16 protein-coding genes are annotated in these 16,740 nt (G+C 54.5%); 6 read left to right on the top strand and 10 right to left on the bottom strand.

The features are described 5' to 3' along the window. The first annotated feature begins 28 nt into the window (after positions 1 to 28). Positions 29 to 1,030: a bile acid:sodium symporter family protein gene (locus DEU53_RS07150; protein ID WP_110866522.1), complete on the top strand. Its 1,002-nt coding sequence runs from the start codon at positions 29 to 31 to the stop codon at positions 1,028 to 1,030. 31 nt (positions 1,031 to 1,061) lie between these two features. Here the strand turns inward: DEU53_RS07150 and DEU53_RS07145 are convergent, their stop codons facing one another. From DEU53_RS07145 to zipA, 3 genes are all read right to left on the bottom strand, one after another. Beyond that, complete coding sequence (locus tag DEU53_RS07145; protein ID WP_101763581.1) at positions 1,062 to 1,280, bottom strand: DUF3820 family protein; 219 nt, start codon at positions 1,278 to 1,280, stop codon at positions 1,062 to 1,064. 1 nt (position 1,281) lies between these two features. Then, positions 1,282 to 3,300, bottom strand: coding sequence for an NAD-dependent DNA ligase LigA (gene ligA / locus DEU53_RS07140; RefSeq protein ID WP_110866521.1), 2,019 nt, complete (start codon positions 3,298 to 3,300; stop codon positions 1,282 to 1,284). A gap of 68 nt (positions 3,301 to 3,368) precedes the next feature. Beyond that, entirely contained in the window at positions 3,369 to 4,346 is a 978-nt protein-coding gene (gene zipA / locus DEU53_RS07135) for a cell division protein ZipA (protein ID WP_110866520.1), read from the bottom strand. 217 nt (positions 4,347 to 4,563) lie between these two features. Here zipA and cysZ point away from each other — a divergent pair, with 217 nt between their 5' ends. The 5 genes from cysZ (at position 4,564) to crr (ending at position 9,510) form a co-directional block, all read left to right on the top strand. After that, entirely contained in the window at positions 4,564 to 5,322 is a 759-nt protein-coding gene (cysZ, locus tag DEU53_RS07130) for a sulfate transporter CysZ (protein WP_101763578.1), read from the top strand. A gap of 140 nt (positions 5,323 to 5,462) precedes the next feature. Next, the gene (gene cysK / locus DEU53_RS07125; RefSeq protein WP_101763577.1) at positions 5,463 to 6,434 is read left to right on the top strand and encodes a cysteine synthase A; all 972 of its coding nucleotides are present in this window, start codon (positions 5,463 to 5,465) and stop codon (positions 6,432 to 6,434) included. A gap of 388 nt (positions 6,435 to 6,822) precedes the next feature. Further along, complete coding sequence (gene ptsH, locus DEU53_RS07115; protein ID WP_101763576.1) at positions 6,823 to 7,080, top strand: phosphocarrier protein Hpr; 258 nt, start codon at positions 6,823 to 6,825, stop codon at positions 7,078 to 7,080. 157 nt (positions 7,081 to 7,237) lie between these two features. Continuing rightward, positions 7,238 to 8,965 carry a phosphoenolpyruvate-protein phosphotransferase PtsI gene (gene ptsI, locus DEU53_RS07110; protein WP_110866519.1) on the top strand — a complete coding sequence of 576 codons (1,728 nt, stop codon included), beginning with the start codon at positions 7,238 to 7,240 and terminating at the stop codon, positions 8,963 to 8,965. Positions 8,966 to 9,006: 41 nt separating this feature from the next. Continuing rightward, on the top strand, positions 9,007 to 9,510 hold the full coding sequence (crr, locus tag DEU53_RS07105; protein ID WP_008107804.1) for a PTS glucose transporter subunit IIA: 504 nt from the start codon (positions 9,007 to 9,009) through the stop codon (positions 9,508 to 9,510). Positions 9,511 to 9,748: 238 nt separating this feature from the next. Here crr and DEU53_RS07100 read toward each other — a convergent pair whose 3' ends face one another. The 7 genes from DEU53_RS07100 to DEU53_RS07070 all read right to left on the bottom strand — a co-directional run bounded on the left by DEU53_RS07100 (position 9,749) and on the right by DEU53_RS07070 (position 16,717). After that, on the bottom strand, positions 9,749 to 11,110 hold the full coding sequence (locus DEU53_RS07100; RefSeq protein ID WP_110866518.1) for an ATP-binding protein: 1,362 nt from the start codon (positions 11,108 to 11,110) through the stop codon (positions 9,749 to 9,751). Then, positions 11,107 to 11,787, bottom strand: a complete 681-nt coding sequence (locus DEU53_RS07095) for a response regulator transcription factor (RefSeq protein ID WP_008107810.1) — start codon at positions 11,785 to 11,787, stop codon at positions 11,107 to 11,109. The genes DEU53_RS07100 and DEU53_RS07095 overlap by 4 nt, the downstream gene beginning before the upstream one ends. A 176-nt stretch (positions 11,788 to 11,963) precedes the next feature. Then, on the bottom strand, positions 11,964 to 12,845 hold the full coding sequence (gene cysM, locus DEU53_RS07090; RefSeq protein WP_110866517.1) for a cysteine synthase CysM: 882 nt from the start codon (positions 12,843 to 12,845) through the stop codon (positions 11,964 to 11,966). A 72-nt stretch (positions 12,846 to 12,917) separates the two neighbouring features. Then, a complete protein-coding gene (gene cysA / locus DEU53_RS07085) occupies positions 12,918 to 14,006 on the bottom strand; it encodes a sulfate/thiosulfate ABC transporter ATP-binding protein CysA (protein ID WP_110866516.1) in 1,089 nt (362 codons plus the stop codon). Beyond that, positions 13,996 to 14,868, bottom strand: a complete 873-nt coding sequence (cysW, locus tag DEU53_RS07080) for a sulfate/thiosulfate ABC transporter permease CysW (RefSeq protein WP_110866515.1) — start codon at positions 14,866 to 14,868, stop codon at positions 13,996 to 13,998. The genes cysA and cysW overlap by 11 nt, the downstream gene beginning before the upstream one ends. Then, positions 14,868 to 15,701: a sulfate/thiosulfate ABC transporter permease CysT gene (cysT, locus tag DEU53_RS07075; protein WP_064739484.1), complete on the bottom strand. Its 834-nt coding sequence runs from the start codon at positions 15,699 to 15,701 to the stop codon at positions 14,868 to 14,870. The genes cysW and cysT overlap by 1 nt, the downstream gene beginning before the upstream one ends. Next, positions 15,701 to 16,717, bottom strand: coding sequence for a sulfate ABC transporter substrate-binding protein (locus DEU53_RS07070; protein ID WP_110866514.1), 1,017 nt, complete (start codon positions 16,715 to 16,717; stop codon positions 15,701 to 15,703). Before DEU53_RS07070 ends, cysT begins: the two co-directional genes overlap by 1 nt. Between the last annotated feature and the right edge of the window lie 23 nt (positions 16,718 to 16,740).

Here is a 16,740-nt window from a genome sequence, read left to right as displayed (position 1 = left end):
TTTTTTTAAATTTAACCGGATTTTAACAATGGGATTTTTACGCCTCGATCCGATGATGATTAAACTCATCATTACCGTGCTGCTGGCCAGCTTTATTCCTGCCAAAGGCGTCTTTGTCGATATCTTCGAATATCTGACCACCGCCGCCATCGCCCTGCTGTTCTTTATGCATGGCGCCAAACTGTCGCGCGAGAAGATCATTGCCGGCAGCAGCCACTGGCGTTTGCACTTGTGGATTATGTGCAGCACCTTTGTGATTTTCCCGATTATTGGTTTGCTGATTGTCTGGTGGCATCCGGTTAACGTCAGCCCGGAGATTTACACCGGCTTTATCTATCTGTGTATTCTGCCAGCGACCGTGCAATCCTCAATCGCCTTCACCTCAATGGCGGGCGGCAACGTCGCCGCTGCGGTCTGTGCGGCTTCAGCCTCCAGCCTGCTCGGCGTATTTGTCTCGCCGCTGCTGGTGAATTTGGTGATGAATGTGCACAGCGAAATGCCGGGCAACGGTCTGGAGCAGATTGGCAAAATTATGCTGCAACTGCTGGTGCCGTTTGTTTTAGGACATCTGTCGCGTCGCTGGATTGGGGCGTGGGTCGAGAAGCATCGCAGCCTGATTGGTAAAACCGACCAAACCTCGATTCTGCTGGTGGTTTACTCCGCCTTCAGCGAAGCGGTGGTGAACGGCATTTGGCATCGCGTGGGCGTGGATACCTTGCTGTGGATTCTGGTCGGCAGCGTGCTGGTGCTGTTTATCGCACTGGCGATTAACCTGGCGGCATCGCGCCTGTTTGGCTTCAGCCGTGCGGACGAGATTGTGGTGCTGTTCTGTGGCTCGAAAAAGAGTCTGGCAAACGGCGTCCCGATGGCCAACATCCTGTTCCCGGCCAGTTCCGTGGGGATTATCGTGCTGCCGCTGATGATCTTCCATCAGGTGCAGTTAATGGTGTGTTCTTTCATTGCCCAGCGCTATAAAGCCGGCAATGAAAAACAGCTGGCGCAGCAGCAAGTACAAGCGCAGAAGTCCTAAATATAACGGCCCGCAAAAGCGGGCCGTTTTGTTATTCATTGCGCTTGAGCGGTTTGATTAAACCTTCCAGCCCTTCGATCTTGATGGTCAGCGTCAGCTGCATCAATTCGCCTAACTTACCGGCCGGGAATTCATCTTTGCGAGCGAACCACAGCAAATACTCCTCCGGCACGTCAATCAGCGCTCTGCCCTTGTACTTGCCGAACGGCATCACGGTGTTGGCGATTTCAACCAGTTGCTGTTTATCCACGTTACGCTCCGAGCAGGCGAATCATTTCCGCTTCGTCGATCACCAGAATGCCGAGCTCCTGCGCTTTCGCCAGCTTGGAACCGGCCGCTTCCCCCGCAATCAGCAAATCGGTTTTCTTCGACACGCTACCGCTCACCTTAGCGCCCAACGCTACCAGACGCTCTTTGGCATCATCGCGATTCATCTGCGACAGAGAGCCGGTCAGTACCACGGTTTTACCGGCAAATGGACTTTCAATTTCTTCGACATTGATCACTTCAACCTGCGGCCAGTGCACGCCAATCTCTTCAGTAAGATCGCGAATAACGGCGCGGTTGCTCTCTTCATCCATAAAGTTACGCACATGCGTCGCCACCACTTTGCCGACATCCTGCACTTCAATCAGCGCATCGAGATCGGCATTCATCACCTTTTCCAGCTCGCCAAAGTGATTGGCAAGGTTGGCGGCAGTGGCTTCGCCCACTTCGCGAATACCCAGCGCATAGAGGAAACGTGCCAGCGTGGTGGATTTGGCCTTTTCCAGCGCATCAACCACGTTCTGAGCCGATTTAGGGCCCATGCGATCGAGTCCGGTTAGCTTACCGGCAGTAAGGCGGAACAGATCGGCTGGCGTTAAAACGTACTCTTTCTCCACCAACTGATCGATGATCTTATCGCCCATGCCATCGACATCCATCGCACGACGCGAAACGAAGTGTTTAAGCGCTTCTTTACGCTGCGCGCCACAAATCAGGCCGCCGGTGCAGCGCGTCACGACTTCACCTTCCACGCGTTCAACGTCTGAACCGCACACCGGGCAATGACCTGGGAAGACGATTTCACGCGTCTCTGCCGGGCGCTCCGATTCCACCACGTTGACCACTTGCGGAATCACGTCACCAGCGCGGCGAATCACCACCTTGTCGCCAATGCGCAAACCCAGTCGGGCAATTTCATCGGCGTTGTGCAGCGTGGCATTACTTACCACAACGCCCGCAACCTGAACCGGCTCCAGACGCGCGACGGGCGTAATCGCGCCGGTGCGGCCCACCTGGAATTCGACATCGCGCACGAACGTCATCTGTTCCTGCGCCGGGAATTTAAAAGCCACAGCCCAGCGCGGCGCACGCGCCACAAAGCCGAGCTGCTCCTGCAGCGCCTGAGAATCGACCTTGATAACCACGCCATCGATATCGAAGCCGAGCGACGGGCGTTCCTGCTCAACCTGGCGATAAAACGCCAGCACCTCATCGGCGCTGTGTGCCAGGCGAATACGATCGGTGACTGGCAATCCCCACGCCTTAAACTGTTGCAGACGTTGCCAATGGCTGGCAGGCATTTCACCGCCTTCCAGCAAACCAAAACCGTAGCAGAAGAAGGTCAGTGGACGTTTAGCGGTGATGCGTGGATCGAGCTGGCGCAGTGAACCGGCTGCGGCGTTGCGTGGGTTAGCAAAGACTTTCGCGCCGGTGCGACGCGCTTCTTCATTCAGCTTTTCAAAACCGCTTTCGGTGATAAACACTTCGCCACGCACTTCAACGCGTGCGGGGATGTTATCGCCATGCAGACGCAGAGGAATGGCGTGAATTGTGCGCACGTTCGCCGTGATGTTCTCGCCGGTGGTGCCATCTCCGCGCGTCGCCGCACGCACCAGCAGGCCATCTTCATACAGCAAGCTCACGGCTAGACCATCCAGCTTGAGCTCGCAGCAGTAAGTCAATTCGTCAGTGCTTTTAAGGCGATCCTGCACGCGTTTATTAAAGGCAAGGAAGCCCGCTTCATCAAAGGTGTTGTCCAGCGATAACATCGGCACTTCATGACGCACTTGCTCAAAAGCCGCCAGCGGTGCCGCACCCACGCGTTGGGTGGGTGAATCAGGGGTGATCAAATCAGGATGTGCGCTTTCCAGCTCGCGCAGCTGAACCATCAATCGGTCATACTCTGCATCCGGAATTTCCGGCGTATCCATCACGTGGTAGAGATATTCGTGGTGACGTAACGTGGTGCGCAGCGCGGTGATCTGCTCCTGAACCGATTTCATAGTCTCTTATCCGATAAAAAACCCCCGACAGGCGGGGGTTATATTTGTTTTGACTCAGCTAGCGGCGATTAACCGATAACTTCGCGAATACGCGTTTTGTAGGTTTCCAGCTTCTGCGGCGTCATCATGCGACGCTCATCATCCAGCACCACGCCGCCTACATCATCAGCGATACGCTGCGCGGATTGCAGCATCAGCTTGAAGTTCTGATTCGCATCGCCGTACGACGGCACCATCATGAAGATCGAGACGCCAGGCGTTGAGAAATTCCCCATTTGATCCGGATCGAATGAACCCGGCTTCACCATGTTCGCCAGGCTAAACAGCACCGGACCGCTACCGGCTGGGCTGAGATGGCGATGGAAAATGTTCATTTCACCAAACTGGAATCCGGCCTGCAGGATGCCCTGCAACAGCGCTTCACCGTTCAGTTCGCCGCCCGCATGTGCAGCGACGTGCAGCACTAATACGGCCTCTCTTTTACTGCCAGGCGCAGCAGCCGCTGGCTGTGGCGCTTCTGGTTGATGTGCAACTGGCGCTTCAGGTTCGAATTCTGGCTCTTCTGCGGCGAGGAATTCAGGTGCAGGTTGAGTCGCGGAAAGCGGTTCGTTATCCAGCAATGGATCGGCCTGAATCGGTAGTGGTGCAGGCGCTGCCGTTGGCTTCGCCACTGGCGCTTGCGGCGCAGCCGGCTTACGCACGTCTGGCTCGTCATCCAGCAGCGGATCGCCTAATAATGGGTCAGCCTGACGTGATGCCGGTTGACGTACAGGTTCAGGCGCACGCGGCGCGCTCGCTGGACGTGCAGTGAATTCAGGTTCTTCATCCGCATCACGATGACGACGTACACGGACTTCGCCGACGCCATCATCTTCTTCGCTCAGCAGATCTTCATCGGCTTCTTCGCGCTGTTTCAGACGTTTGTGCGGGCGATCACGAAACACGGAGGAGCGCTCTTTACGGCTGGTCCACAGTCCATGAAGTAGCAGCGCTATTATGGCGATCGCGCCAACAACGATTAATATCAGACGCAAATCCTGCATCATTGTATTCTCTGTTGTTCCAATACCTTGCCACCACGGCAAACTTTATCCTCTAACTGTATTTGCCCAGCTAAACAAGTGCAAGTCTGTGCAGTATTTTCTGACAAATTAGATAGCTGCCCCACGCTTTTTTGCTGTTTTTTCGCGCAAACACTGCCTGAAGCCGATAAAAAGCCAGGTTATGATGGTCGCGCCGCTATATTTAGGAGAAAGCCTCGCTATGCCCGCAGGAAATTCGGTCTCAACATTTAATGGTGTTCACTACTTCGCTGAAGGATGGAAACTGGTGCGCCTGCCCGGCATTCGTCGCTATGTCATCATGCCGCTACTGATCAACATCGTGCTACTTGGCGGTGCCTTTATCTGGTTGTTTCAGCGCTTGGGGCAGTGGATCCCGGCTTTAATGTCACATATCCCCGACTGGCTGCAGTGGCTGAGTTATCTGCTATGGCCGCTCTCAGTGATTTCGATTGTGTTGGTATTCAGTTACTTCTTTTCGACTCTGGCAAATCTGATTGCCGCGCCCTTCTGTGGCTTGCTCGCCGAGCAGCTTGAAGGGCGATTGACCGGAACGCCATTACCAGATAGCGGTTGGGTGGGCCTGATAAAAGACATACCGCGCATCATGAAGCGAGAGTTTCAGAAGCTCGGCTACTATTTGCCGCGTGCGCTTGGTTTGCTGTTGCTGCACTTTATCCCCGGCTTTGGACAAACGGTGGCGCCCGTTCTATGGTTTTTATTCAGTGCGTGGATGCTGTCCGTGCAGTATTGCGACTACCCATTTGATAACCACAAAGTGAGTTTCCAGCAGATGCGCCAGGCGTTGCGCCAGCACAAAAGCGCAAATATGCAATTTGGTGCGCTGGTTAGCCTGTTCACCATGATCCCGATTATCAATCTGGCGATTCTGCCGGTTGCGGTATGCGGTGCAACGGCCATGTGGGTGGATCGTTATCATGCACAACATGCGCGCCGCTAAAGCTTTAAATCGTCTTATGCATTTTTGCGTAAGGCTTATGGTTGTGCGCTATATAGATATGCGATTTCTTTCCTTCCGCACATCATTAGAAAAGGTATGCTCTGAGGGTTCCCAATATTTCATACAGTTAAGGACGAGCTATGAGTAAGATCTATGAAGACAACTCTCTGACAATTGGTCATACGCCGCTGGTTCGACTGAACCGCATCGGTAACGGCCGCATTCTGGCTAAGGTCGAGTCGCGCAACCCGAGCTTCAGCATCAAATGCCGTATCGGTGCCAATATGATTTGGGACGCGGAAAAACGCGGTATTTTGAAGCCGGGCGTTGAGCTGGTTGAACCAACCAGCGGTAACACCGGTATTGCGCTGGCTTACGTCGCCGCAGCGCGCGGTTACAAGCTGACGCTAACCATGCCAGAAACCATGTCAATTGAGCGCCGCAAGCTGCTGAAAGCGCTGGGAGCTAACCTGGTGCTAACCGAAGGTCCTAAAGGCATGAAAGGTGCCATCGCGAAGGCGGAAGAGATTGTCGCCAGCGATCCGGACAAATATGTGCTGTTGCAGCAGTTCAGCAACCCAGCCAATCCGGAAATCCACGAAAAAACCACCGGTCCAGAAATTTGGGAAGACACCGACGGCGAAGTGGACGTGTTTATTGCGGGCGTGGGCACCGGCGGTACGCTGACAGGCGTGAGCCGCTACATCAAGAATACCAAAGGCAAGACCGAGTTGATTACCGTTGCCGTTGAGCCAACAGATTCACCGGTTATTGCTCAGGCACTGGCGGGCGAAGAGATCAAACCAGGCCCACATAAAATTCAGGGCATCGGTGCCGGCTTCATTCCTGGCAACCTTGATCTGGAATTGATCGACCGCGTAGTGGCGATCACCAATGAAGAAGCCATTAGCACCGCCCGTAAGCTGATGGAAGAAGAAGGTATTTTAGCAGGTATCTCTTCAGGTGCTGCCGTTGCTGCCGCGCTGAAGCTGCAAGAAGATGAAGCCTTCGCCAACAAGAACATCGTGGTGATTCTGCCCTCCTCCGGCGAACGTTATTTAAGTACCGCGCTGTTTGCCGATCTCTTCACTGAGAAAGAACTCCAGCAGTGATGCTGAAAGTCTGAAACTGACGAAAAAAGCACCCGAATGGGTGCTTTTTTGTGGTGCAGATCTCACTTTTATCACCCGACAGATTGCTTTCAGTGATGCGGCTCTGGTATTTAAGCTTCCAATTATTTCGGTGCCTGAAATTAATCCGCCTTTGAAGTGGATCAAGCTGAATCGATTTACTGATTTGGCGAAACGGCGAATCACGGCATAATGAGAAGAGTGACGCATTCGTGCAGTTTTTGATCTGTCACTGTTAATGACGTACTCATTCGAGCGCATTTTATGGTGAGCTTAAAGCCATACCAGCGCACCTACACAGGCTAAAGTTACGGCTCCAGGCTAGACTTTAGATCCATAACACCAAACCTGATAAAGTTGGGGAAATAGAATGTTCCAGCAAGAAGTTACCATTACCGCACCTAACGGCCTTCATACTCGTCCTGCAGCCCAGTTCGTCAAAGAAGCAAAGGCTTTTAAGTCAGAAATCAATGTGACCTCTAATGGCAAATCTGCCAGCGCGAAAAGCCTGTTTAAACTGCAGACTTTGGGTCTGACTCAAGGTACGGTTGTTACGCTGTCTGCTGAAGGTGAAGACGAGCAGCAAGCGGTTGAGCACCTGGTCAAGCTGATGGCTGAGCTGGAGTAACCGGCTCAGTTCGCAACTAAACCGACCCCTTTGCCCCATTGAGTGCAAATATCTTGATCGCGGACAATCTGTCCGCGTTATTGCATCTTTAGAGTACTGCTCCGCGACAGTGGCGACGCATCGGGTCAATGAGCCATCGTGATTAAAAGGTAGGGTTATGATTTCAGGCATTTTAGCATCACCGGGTATCGCTTTCGGCAACGCACTTTTGCTGAAGGAAGATGAGATCGTCATCAGCCGTAAAAAAATTACTGACGATCAGGTTGAGCAGGAAGTTCAGCGCTTCCTCGATGGACGCAGCAAAGCTGCTTCACAGCTCGAAGCCATTCGCATTAAAGCCGGTGAAACCTTCGGTGAAGAGAAAGCGGCGATCTTTGAAGGTCACATCATGCTGCTCGAAGACGAAGAGCTTGAGCAGGAAATCATCGACCTCATCAAGAAAGACCATGCTACCGCGGACGCCGCTGCTCACACCGTGATTGAAGGCCAGGCCGTTGCACTGGAAGAGCTGGATGACGAATACCTGAAAGAGCGTGCGGCTGACGTACGTGATATAGGTAAGCGTCTGCTGCAGAACATTCTCGGTCTGCACATTGTCGACCTGAGTGCGATTGCTGACGAATCTATTCTGGTGGCGAAAGATTTAACGCCGTCAGAAACCGCACAGCTGAACCTGAAGAAGGTGCTGGGCTTTATTACCGATCTGGGTGGGCGTACATCTCACACCTCGATCATGGCGCGTTCGCTTGAGCTGCCTGCGATTGTCGGCACCGGCAACGTGACTGCCACCGTGAAAAACGGTGATTTCCTGATCATTGATGGCGTGAACAACAAAATTTACGTCAATCCAACTGATGACGTGCAGGAAGAATTGAAAGCAATTCAGACTCAATATCTGTCTGAAAAGCATGAACTGGCGAAACTGAAAGATCTGCCAGCCATTACGCTGGACGGCCATCAGGTTGAAGTCTGCGCTAACATCGGTACCGTGCGTGATGTTGCCGGTGCTGAACGCAACGGCGCGGAGGGTGTTGGCCTGTATCGTACCGAGTTCCTGTTTATGGACCGTGATTCACTGCCAACCGAAGAAGAACAATTTCAGGCGTATAAAGCCGTGGCTGAAGCCGTGGGTTCGCAGGCGGTTATCGTGCGTACCATGGACATCGGCGGCGACAAAGACCTGCCTTACATGAACCTGCCGAAAGAAGACAACCCGTTCCTCGGCTGGCGCGCGATTCGTATCGCCATGGACCGTAAAGAGATTTTGCATGCGCAGCTGCGCGCGATTCTGCGTGCATCCTCATTCGGTAAACTGCGCATCATGTTCCCAATGATCATTTCAGTAGAAGAAGTTCGCATTCTGAAAGGCGAACTGGAGCTGCTGAAAGCGCAACTGCGTGAAGAAGGCAAATCCTTTGATGAGACCATCGAAGTCGGCATCATGGTTGAAACGCCAGCATCCGCAGTGATTGCTCGCCATCTGGCGAAAGAAGTCGACTTCTTTAGTATTGGGACAAATGACCTGACGCAGTATACTCTGGCGGTCGATCGTGGTAATGATTTGATTTCACACCTCTATAACCCAATGACGCCGTCTGTTCTTGGCCTCATTAAGCAAGTGATCGACGCATCACATGCCGAAGGGAAATGGACCGGCATGTGTGGTGAGCTGGCTGGTGATGAACGTGCTACACTACTGTTACTGGGAATGGGGCTGGACGAATTCAGCATGAGCGCCATTTCAATCCCAAGCATCAAGAAAATCATTCGTAATACTAATTTCGAAGATGCGAAGGCATTGGCGGAGCAGGCTCTGGATCAACCAACAGCGGATGATTTGATGAATTTGGTCAACAAGTTCATTAAAGAAAAAACGCTCTGCTGATCCACGGACGCTAGCCTCAAATTACTGCTTAGGAGAAGATCATGGGTTTGTTTTCTAAACTTTTTGGCGAAAAATCAGAGAGCGCGTCAGGCACTATTGATATCGTTGCGCCTCTGTCAGGCGAAATCGTAAATATCGAAGACGTACCTGATGTGGTATTCGCTGAGAAAATCGTGGGTGACGGTATCGCAATCAAACCAACCGGCAACAAAATGGTTGCACCGGTTGATGGTACTATCGGCAAGATTTTCGAAACTAACCACGCATTTTCAATCGAGTCTGATAACGGTATCGAACTGTTTGTTCACTTCGGTATCGACACGGTTGAGCTCAAAGGTGAAGGTTTCAAACGCATCGCTGAAGAAGGCCAGAAGGTTAAGAAAGGCGACGTGGTGATCGAGTTTGATCTGGCACTGCTGGAAGAGAAAGCGAAATCCACGCTGACGCCGGTTGTAATCTCGAACATGGACGAGATTAAAGACCTGATCAAACTCTCCGGTCAGGTAACTGTGGGCGAGACTCCGGTTATCCGCATTAAAAAGTAAGCTTCGGCTGATTCGTGAGAATTGCAAAACGGCACCCAAAGGGTGCCGTTTTTTGTTTCATTTTGTTTCAGTCTGCCCTACTCTTGCATCTTTCAACGCGCACAATGCGGGAAGAGGTCGGGACGACGGGGCAGAGGAGTAAAGCGTCTCGCGCCAGGGAAGGCGCGAGCCGAGGCCCAGGGACGGTTTATGCCGTCTTTACGATCTGCCCCGTTGTCCTGACCGACTGCACTAAGCCTTATTCCTGCTTCCAGCGCGGTAACCTTAACGTTAACTCCAGACCACCTTCCGGGCGATTTACCGCCTGAACTTCACCGTGATGCGCCAGAATCACCTTACGCACAATCGATAGCCCCAAACCGTAGCCTTTGCCCATCAGCGGAGAATTAACCCGTACAAAAGGATCGAAGATGCTCGAAAGCTTCTCATCGTCCACGCCCGGCCCTTGATCGCGCACGCTAATTGCCAGCCACTGATTTTCCGCCTGCAGCCGCACATTGATGTGCTGCCCTTTGTGCGAGAATCGCAGCGCATTGCGCAGCACATTCTCCACACCACGACGAATCAGTTCCGCATTGCCGTGAACGGTGTAATCCGCATTCTCATCCACCTGAAAATCGACAATCACGCCGGGAATCTGCGCTTCGTAGCGCACATCCGTCACCACCGCATGCAGCAGGCCGGTAAGGTCGAAATATTGTTCCCCCGGCATGCTTTCGTGCTCAGCACGCGAAAGCGTCAGCAGCTCGCCAATCATCTTGTCGAGGCGTCGGGCTTCCTCATCAATGCGATTGAGCGAGGATTCGACGGATTCCGGCGTCTGCCGCGCCAGGCCGGTCGCCAGCTGCAAGCGCGCCAGCGGTGAACGCAGCTCGTGGGAGATATCATGCAGCAACTCCTCACGCGCTTTCACCAGCGTATCGAGGCGCTCCACCATCGCATCAAAATCCTGCGCAACGTTCGAGAGCTCATCATGGCGTTTACGCATCACCGGATAGAGCCGTACCGACAAATCACCGCTGGAGACGCGCGCAAAGCCCTCACGCAGCTGACGCATTGGTCGCGTCAGGTTCCACGCCAGCAGCAGGCTAAACAGCAGCCCCAATGCGCCAGCGAAGGTAAACATCGGTTCGGGGATATTCAGGATGCGGCGCGGGCGGCCGCCGCCCATTGAGCTGTCTTCGCGCAGACCTTTAACGTCGTAACGCAGCTCGTACTGTTTGCTATCCTGCCCTTTTACCCAACGCACAATCACATCAGGAAACGGTCCCTGAAAGGGTTCGTTGATGCTTTCTGGCGGCGCATTGTTGGGCGTCGCAGCGGGTTTTTCGTGCTGGATCACCGAGAAGAATTGCCGATCGTTCGGTTCCCAGTCGGCCATCATGTCATCAAGCGAGCTGGGACCACCGCGCTCCAGTACTGAAACCGCTGACGACATTTGCAGATTAACGATACGCCGAATCGCCACCAGCTCTGGCGGCTCATGTCGATTACCGGAGAGCGTAAAGCCTAGCCACAACAGTTGGCTGATGATGACAAACACAATCCAGAAGCCCAGCAAAATCTTCCAGAACATGCGGCCGCGATAGCTGTGTTTCATCGAATGCGATAACCAATACTGCGCACAGTTTCAATGTTGACGCTGTCGGCGGTTAAGGCAGCCAGCTTTTGACGGATGTTGCTGATATGCACATCAACGCTACGATCGTAAGCTTCGCGCGGACGGCCAAGGCCTTTTTCCGACAGCTCATCTTTCGACACCACGCGATCCGGCGCACGCAGCAGCAAATCCAGCAAGTTAAACTCTGAAGCCGTCAGATCGAACGCTTTGCCCTGCCATTCGGTAATACGCGTGGCGGGATTGAGGCTGAGATCGCCCCAGCGCAGCAGCTCTTTCTTATCCGGCAGCGGAGTCTGATCTTCAAAGCGACGCAGCACGGCGCGCAGACGGGCCACCAGTTCACGCGGATAGCACGGTTTCGGCATGTAATCATCCGCACCCATTTCCAGGCCGATCACCCGATCAATATTGTCGCCTTTCGCCGTCAGCATAATCACCGGTAACCGGCTGTTCTGCCGCACCTGGCGCAGAACATCGATGCCGCTCATATCAGGCAGCATGATGTCGAGAATCATTGCGGTATAGTTGCCCGATAACGCGCCTTCCACACCGGCGCTACCGGTTAAAACCAGTTGTGTTTCAAAACCTTCAGCAATCAGGTATTGGCTCAACATGGTGCCAAGTTCTACATCATCATCAACCAGCAGAATTTTCATCGTTATCTCTCGTGTAAATTGCCGCTATTTTGTCCTGAGTCCACAACGAACGCAGCCGGTTTTACGCGATCCTTACGTTGCTTACGTCAGACGATTATTACGAAGACTATAGACAAAAATGGCCTGGACGTACCATCACAGTACGCGCAGGCCAAATCATCGGTGGGAAAGTGGGATCAGTGGAAAACGCCGGTTGAGAGATAGCGGTCGCCGCGATCGCACACAATCGCCACCACCACGCTGCCAGGCTGGGCCGTGGCGATACGCAATGCGCCGGCCACCGCGCCGCCAGAGCTGACGCCACAGAAAATCCCTTCACGCTGCGCCAGCGCGCGCATGGTCTCTTCCGCCTCGCGCTGCGCCATATCTATTACCTCATCCACTAACTCCGGGCGGAAGATGCCGGGCAGATAGGCTTCCGGCCAGCGACGTATACCGGGAATGCTGCTGCCCTCTTGTGGCTGCAGGCCAATTATCTGCACCGCTGGCGCGAACTCTTTCAGGTAACGTCCAACGCCGGTAATGGTGCCGGTGGTGCCCATGCTGGAGACAAAATGCGTCATGCGGCCAGCGCTTTGCTGCCAGATTTCCGGGCCCGTGGTGAGATAGTGGCCCAGCGGATTATCGGGATTGTTGAACTGATCCAGCACGCGTCCTTCGCCGCGATCGGCCATCGCCTGTGCCAAATCGCGTGCCCCTTCCATGCCCTGCTCGCGCGATACCAGCAGCAATTCAGCGCCGTAGGCGCGCATCGCATCCTGGCGCTCCTGGCTCATGTTATCGGGCATCAGCAGGCGCAGCTTGTAGCCCTTCATCGCGGCGATCATCGCCAGCGCAATGCCGGTGTTGCCGCTGGTGGCTTCAATTAAGGTATCGCCCGGTTTGATGTCACCGCGCAACTCCGCCTGATGAATCATCGACCAGGCCGCACGATCTTTGACGGAACCGGCTGGATTGTTGCCTTCCAGCTTTAGCCAGATCTCGCTGCCGTTATCAGGTGTCAGCCGCTGCAACTTTATCAACGGCGTATTGCCGATGGTATTTTCCAGTGTGGTCACGGTTTAATTCCAGACGAAAGAGGGGCAAATAAAACGGGCGGGAAAGTCCCGCCCGAAGGAGTGTCAAAAATATCAGGCGCTCTCGGCAAAGGCAACCGGGCGAAGCGGCGTAGTGCCATGGTAAATTCGCGCCTGTTGCAGGCCAACGAACAGGCGTTCACCACGCATCGGCCCATGGTGATCGCCGTCGAACACCACGGAGAACACCTCGCCCTGCCAGCCGCTCGGCTGAACTACCAACTGCCAGAAGTGGCCGCGCGGGCTGATCTCCAGCACCTGCACCGGCAAAGGCGTTTCCAGGCTGCTCTGGCGTGAAATATCGATCTCCCACGGACGCAGGAACAGTTCAACTTCGCCCTGATGCGCAGGCGTGTAGCCCAGCGACCAGCGATGCGCGGCCACATGGAACTGCGAGCCGTGTACTTCGCCTGTAAAGCGATTCACTTCGCCAAGGAATTCCAGCACAAAGCGCGTCGATGGATCGCGCCATACGTCATCTGGCGTGCCAACCTGTTCGATGTTGCCCTGGCTCATCACCACCACGGTGTCCGCCACTTCCATCGCTTCTTCCTGGTCGTGGGTCACGAACACGCTGGTGAATTTCAACTCTTCATGCAACTGACGCAGCCAGCGACGCAACTCTTTACGCACCTGCGCATCCAACGCGCCAAACGGCTCATCCAGCAGCAGGATTTGCGGTTCTACCGCCAATGCACGCGCCAGCGCTACACGCTGCTTCTGTCCACCGGACAACTGCGCCGGGAAGCGGTTGCCCAGATGGGAAAGTTGTACCATCTCAAGCAGACGCGTAACGCGCTGTTTGATCTCAGCAGCACCTGGACGTTCGCGACGTGGCAGAACAGTAAGGCCAAAGGCGATATTGTCGAACACCGTCATGTGGCGGAACAGCGCGTAGTGCTGGAACACAAAGCCCACCTGACGATCGCGCGCATGAATGCGGCTGACGTCTTTGCCATTGAAATGGATCTGTCCGCTGTTCTGATGTTCCAGCCCAGCGATGATACGCAGCAGCGTGGTTTTACCAGAACCGGATGGCCCCAGCAGCCCCACCATCTTGCCGGAAGGAATATCCAGAGAGATGTCGTTAAGAACCGATGTGCGGTCAAACGATTTGTTGATTTGTTTAATCTCAATGCTCATGATTTTCCTCCTGTAGGCGCTTCTGCTGATGCTCTAATCGCCACTGCACCACACTTTTCAGAAACAGCGTTACGATTGCCATCAGGGTCAGCAGCGCGGCGGCAGTAAAGGCGCCCACGGTGTTGTAATCCTGATGCAGTAATTCAACCTGAAGCGGCAAGGTATAGGTTTCGCCGCGAATCGATCCCGAAACCACCGAGACCGCACCAAATTCACCAATCGCACGTGCGTTGGTCAGCACCACGCCGTACATCAGCGCCCAGCGGATATTCGGCAACGTCACGCGGCGGAACATCTGCCAGCCGGATGCGCCGAGCAGCACCGCCGCTTCATCTTCGTGACTGCCCTGGCTCAGCATCACCGGCACCAACTCACGCACCACAAACGGACAGGTAACGAAGATGGTGGCCAGCACCATGCCCGGCCAGGAGAACATAATCTGAATATTGTGCGCATCCAGCCAGCCACCGGCAGGACCGTTGACGCCCCAGAACAGCAGATACATCAAACCGGCAACCACCGGCGACACCGCAAACGGGATATCAAACAGCGTCAACAGCAGCTGGCGGCCGGGAAAGGTGAAGCGCGTCACCAGCCACGCCAGCAGCGTACCGAACACCATGTTGACCGGTACGGTAATCAGCGCCACTAAGAGGGTCAGCCAGATGGCGTGCAGCATGTCGCCATCTTTCAGGTTACTCAGCGAGGCAACCAAACCCTGGTTGAGCGCTTCCCAGAAGATGGAAACCATCGGCACCACCAGCAGCAGGATGGAAACCAGCGCACCGATGCCAATCAGCAGCCACTTGCCCCAGTTGATTGGCTGGCGGTCGTCGTGATTGATGTGTGAAATCTCCGCCATCAGTGGCCTCCTAAGCGACGGCCGAAGCGGCTCTGCAAGGTGTTAATCGCGAACAGCAGCAGCAAAGAAGCCGCCATGATCACCGAGGCGATGGCGCTCGCCGCCGGATAATCAAACTCCTGCAGACGCACAAAAATCATCAGCGAGGTCACTTCCGTTTTCCAGGCGATGTTGCCGGCGATAAAGATTACCGCGCCAAACTCACCGATGCTGCGGGTAAACGACAGCGCAGTGCCGGCCAGCAATGCCGGCGCCACTTCTGGCAGCACCACGCGACGGAAGCTCTGCCAGCGCGTTGCGCCCAGCGTTTCCGCGGCTTCTTCATATTCCGGACCTAACTCTTCCAGCACCGGCTGCACGGTACGCACCACAAACGGAATGCTGGTAAAGGCCATCGCCACAGCGATGCCGAGCCAGGTGTAAGAGACTTTGATATCAAAATGCGCCAGCCACTGACCGTACCAGCCGTTGACCGAAAACAGGCCCGCCAGCGTTAAACCTGCCACCGCAGTCGGCAGCGCAAATGGCAGATCCATCAAACCATCCAGCAGCGTGCGGCCGGGGAAGCGATAACGCGTCAGAATCCACGCCATCAGCATGCCGAATACGGCGTTGAACAGCGAGGCCACGCCCGCCGCCAGAATCGTCACTTTATACGCGGCGATCAGCTGTGGATGGCTAATCACCGCCCAGTATTGCGCCAGCGTCATTTGCGACAGCTGCATCAGCAGCGCGCTGATCGGCAGCAGCAGAATCAGACAGGTGAAGAGTAAGCTGGTGCCGAGGCTCAGTCCGAAGCCCGGCAAAACACGTTTTTGAGCGAGCGCGAACATTAACCGCGCCCCGCTGCCAGTAATTTGTCCAGCTCACCGTCATTGGCAAAATGGACTTTCATCACGTTATCCCAGCCGCCAAAGGCGTCTTTGACGTTGAACAGTTCTGTCTGCGGGAAGCGATCTTTCTGCTCCGCCATCAGCTGCGGGTTATTCACGCGATAATAATAATTGGTGATGATTTTCTGCGCTTCAGGCGTGTAGAGATAATTCAGATAGGCTTTGGCCGCGTCGGTGGTGCCGTTGTGCTCGACATTTTTGTCGACCCACGCCACCGGGAACTCCGCCAGAATATTGGTTTTTGGCACGATCACTTCGTAGTCGTCTTTGCCGTATTGATTACGGATGTTATTCACTTCCGATTCAAAGCTGATCAACACATCGCCCAGACCGCGCTCGGCAAAGGTGGTGGTCGCACCGCGACCGCCGGTATCAAACACTTCCACGTTCTTGAGGAACTTCGCCATAAAGGCTTCAGTTTTGGCTTTATCTTTGCCATCCGCCTGATCGGCCGCACCCCACGCGGCGAGATAAGTGTAGCGGCCGTTACCCGAGGTTTTTGGGTTGGGGAAAATCAGCTTCACGTTATCGCGCGCCAGATCGGCCCAGCTGTGAATCTGCTTCGGGTTACCTTTACGCACCAGAAACCCCATGGTGGAGTAAAACGGTGAACTGCTGTTTGGCAGACGTTGTTGCCAGTCAGCGGGAATCAGTTGGCCTTTGTCGTGCAGCACCTGCACATCTGTCACCTGATTGTAGGTCACCACATCGGCGCGCAGCCCTTGCAGAATCGCCAGCGCCTGCTTAGAGGAACCGGCGTGCGACTGCTTGATGGTCAGTTTGTCATTGGGATGGGCAGCGTCCCACTGTTTTTCAAAGGGTGCATTCAGGGCAACGAACAGTTCGCGCGAAACGTCGTAAGAGCTATTCAGCAACTCGGTCGCTTGCGCCGCACCGGCTAAAGCACACGACAGCGCGATACCGCCAAGCCATTTTTTCGAAATCGGAAGTGTCATGCTGCACCCTGAAAGACGGCAGT

Source organism: Pantoea sp. AG1095 (assembly GCF_003208415.1).
Classification (GTDB): domain Bacteria; phylum Pseudomonadota; class Gammaproteobacteria; order Enterobacterales; family Enterobacteriaceae; genus Pantoea; species Pantoea leporis.
This window is presented reverse-complemented; position numbering and strand designations above follow the sequence as displayed.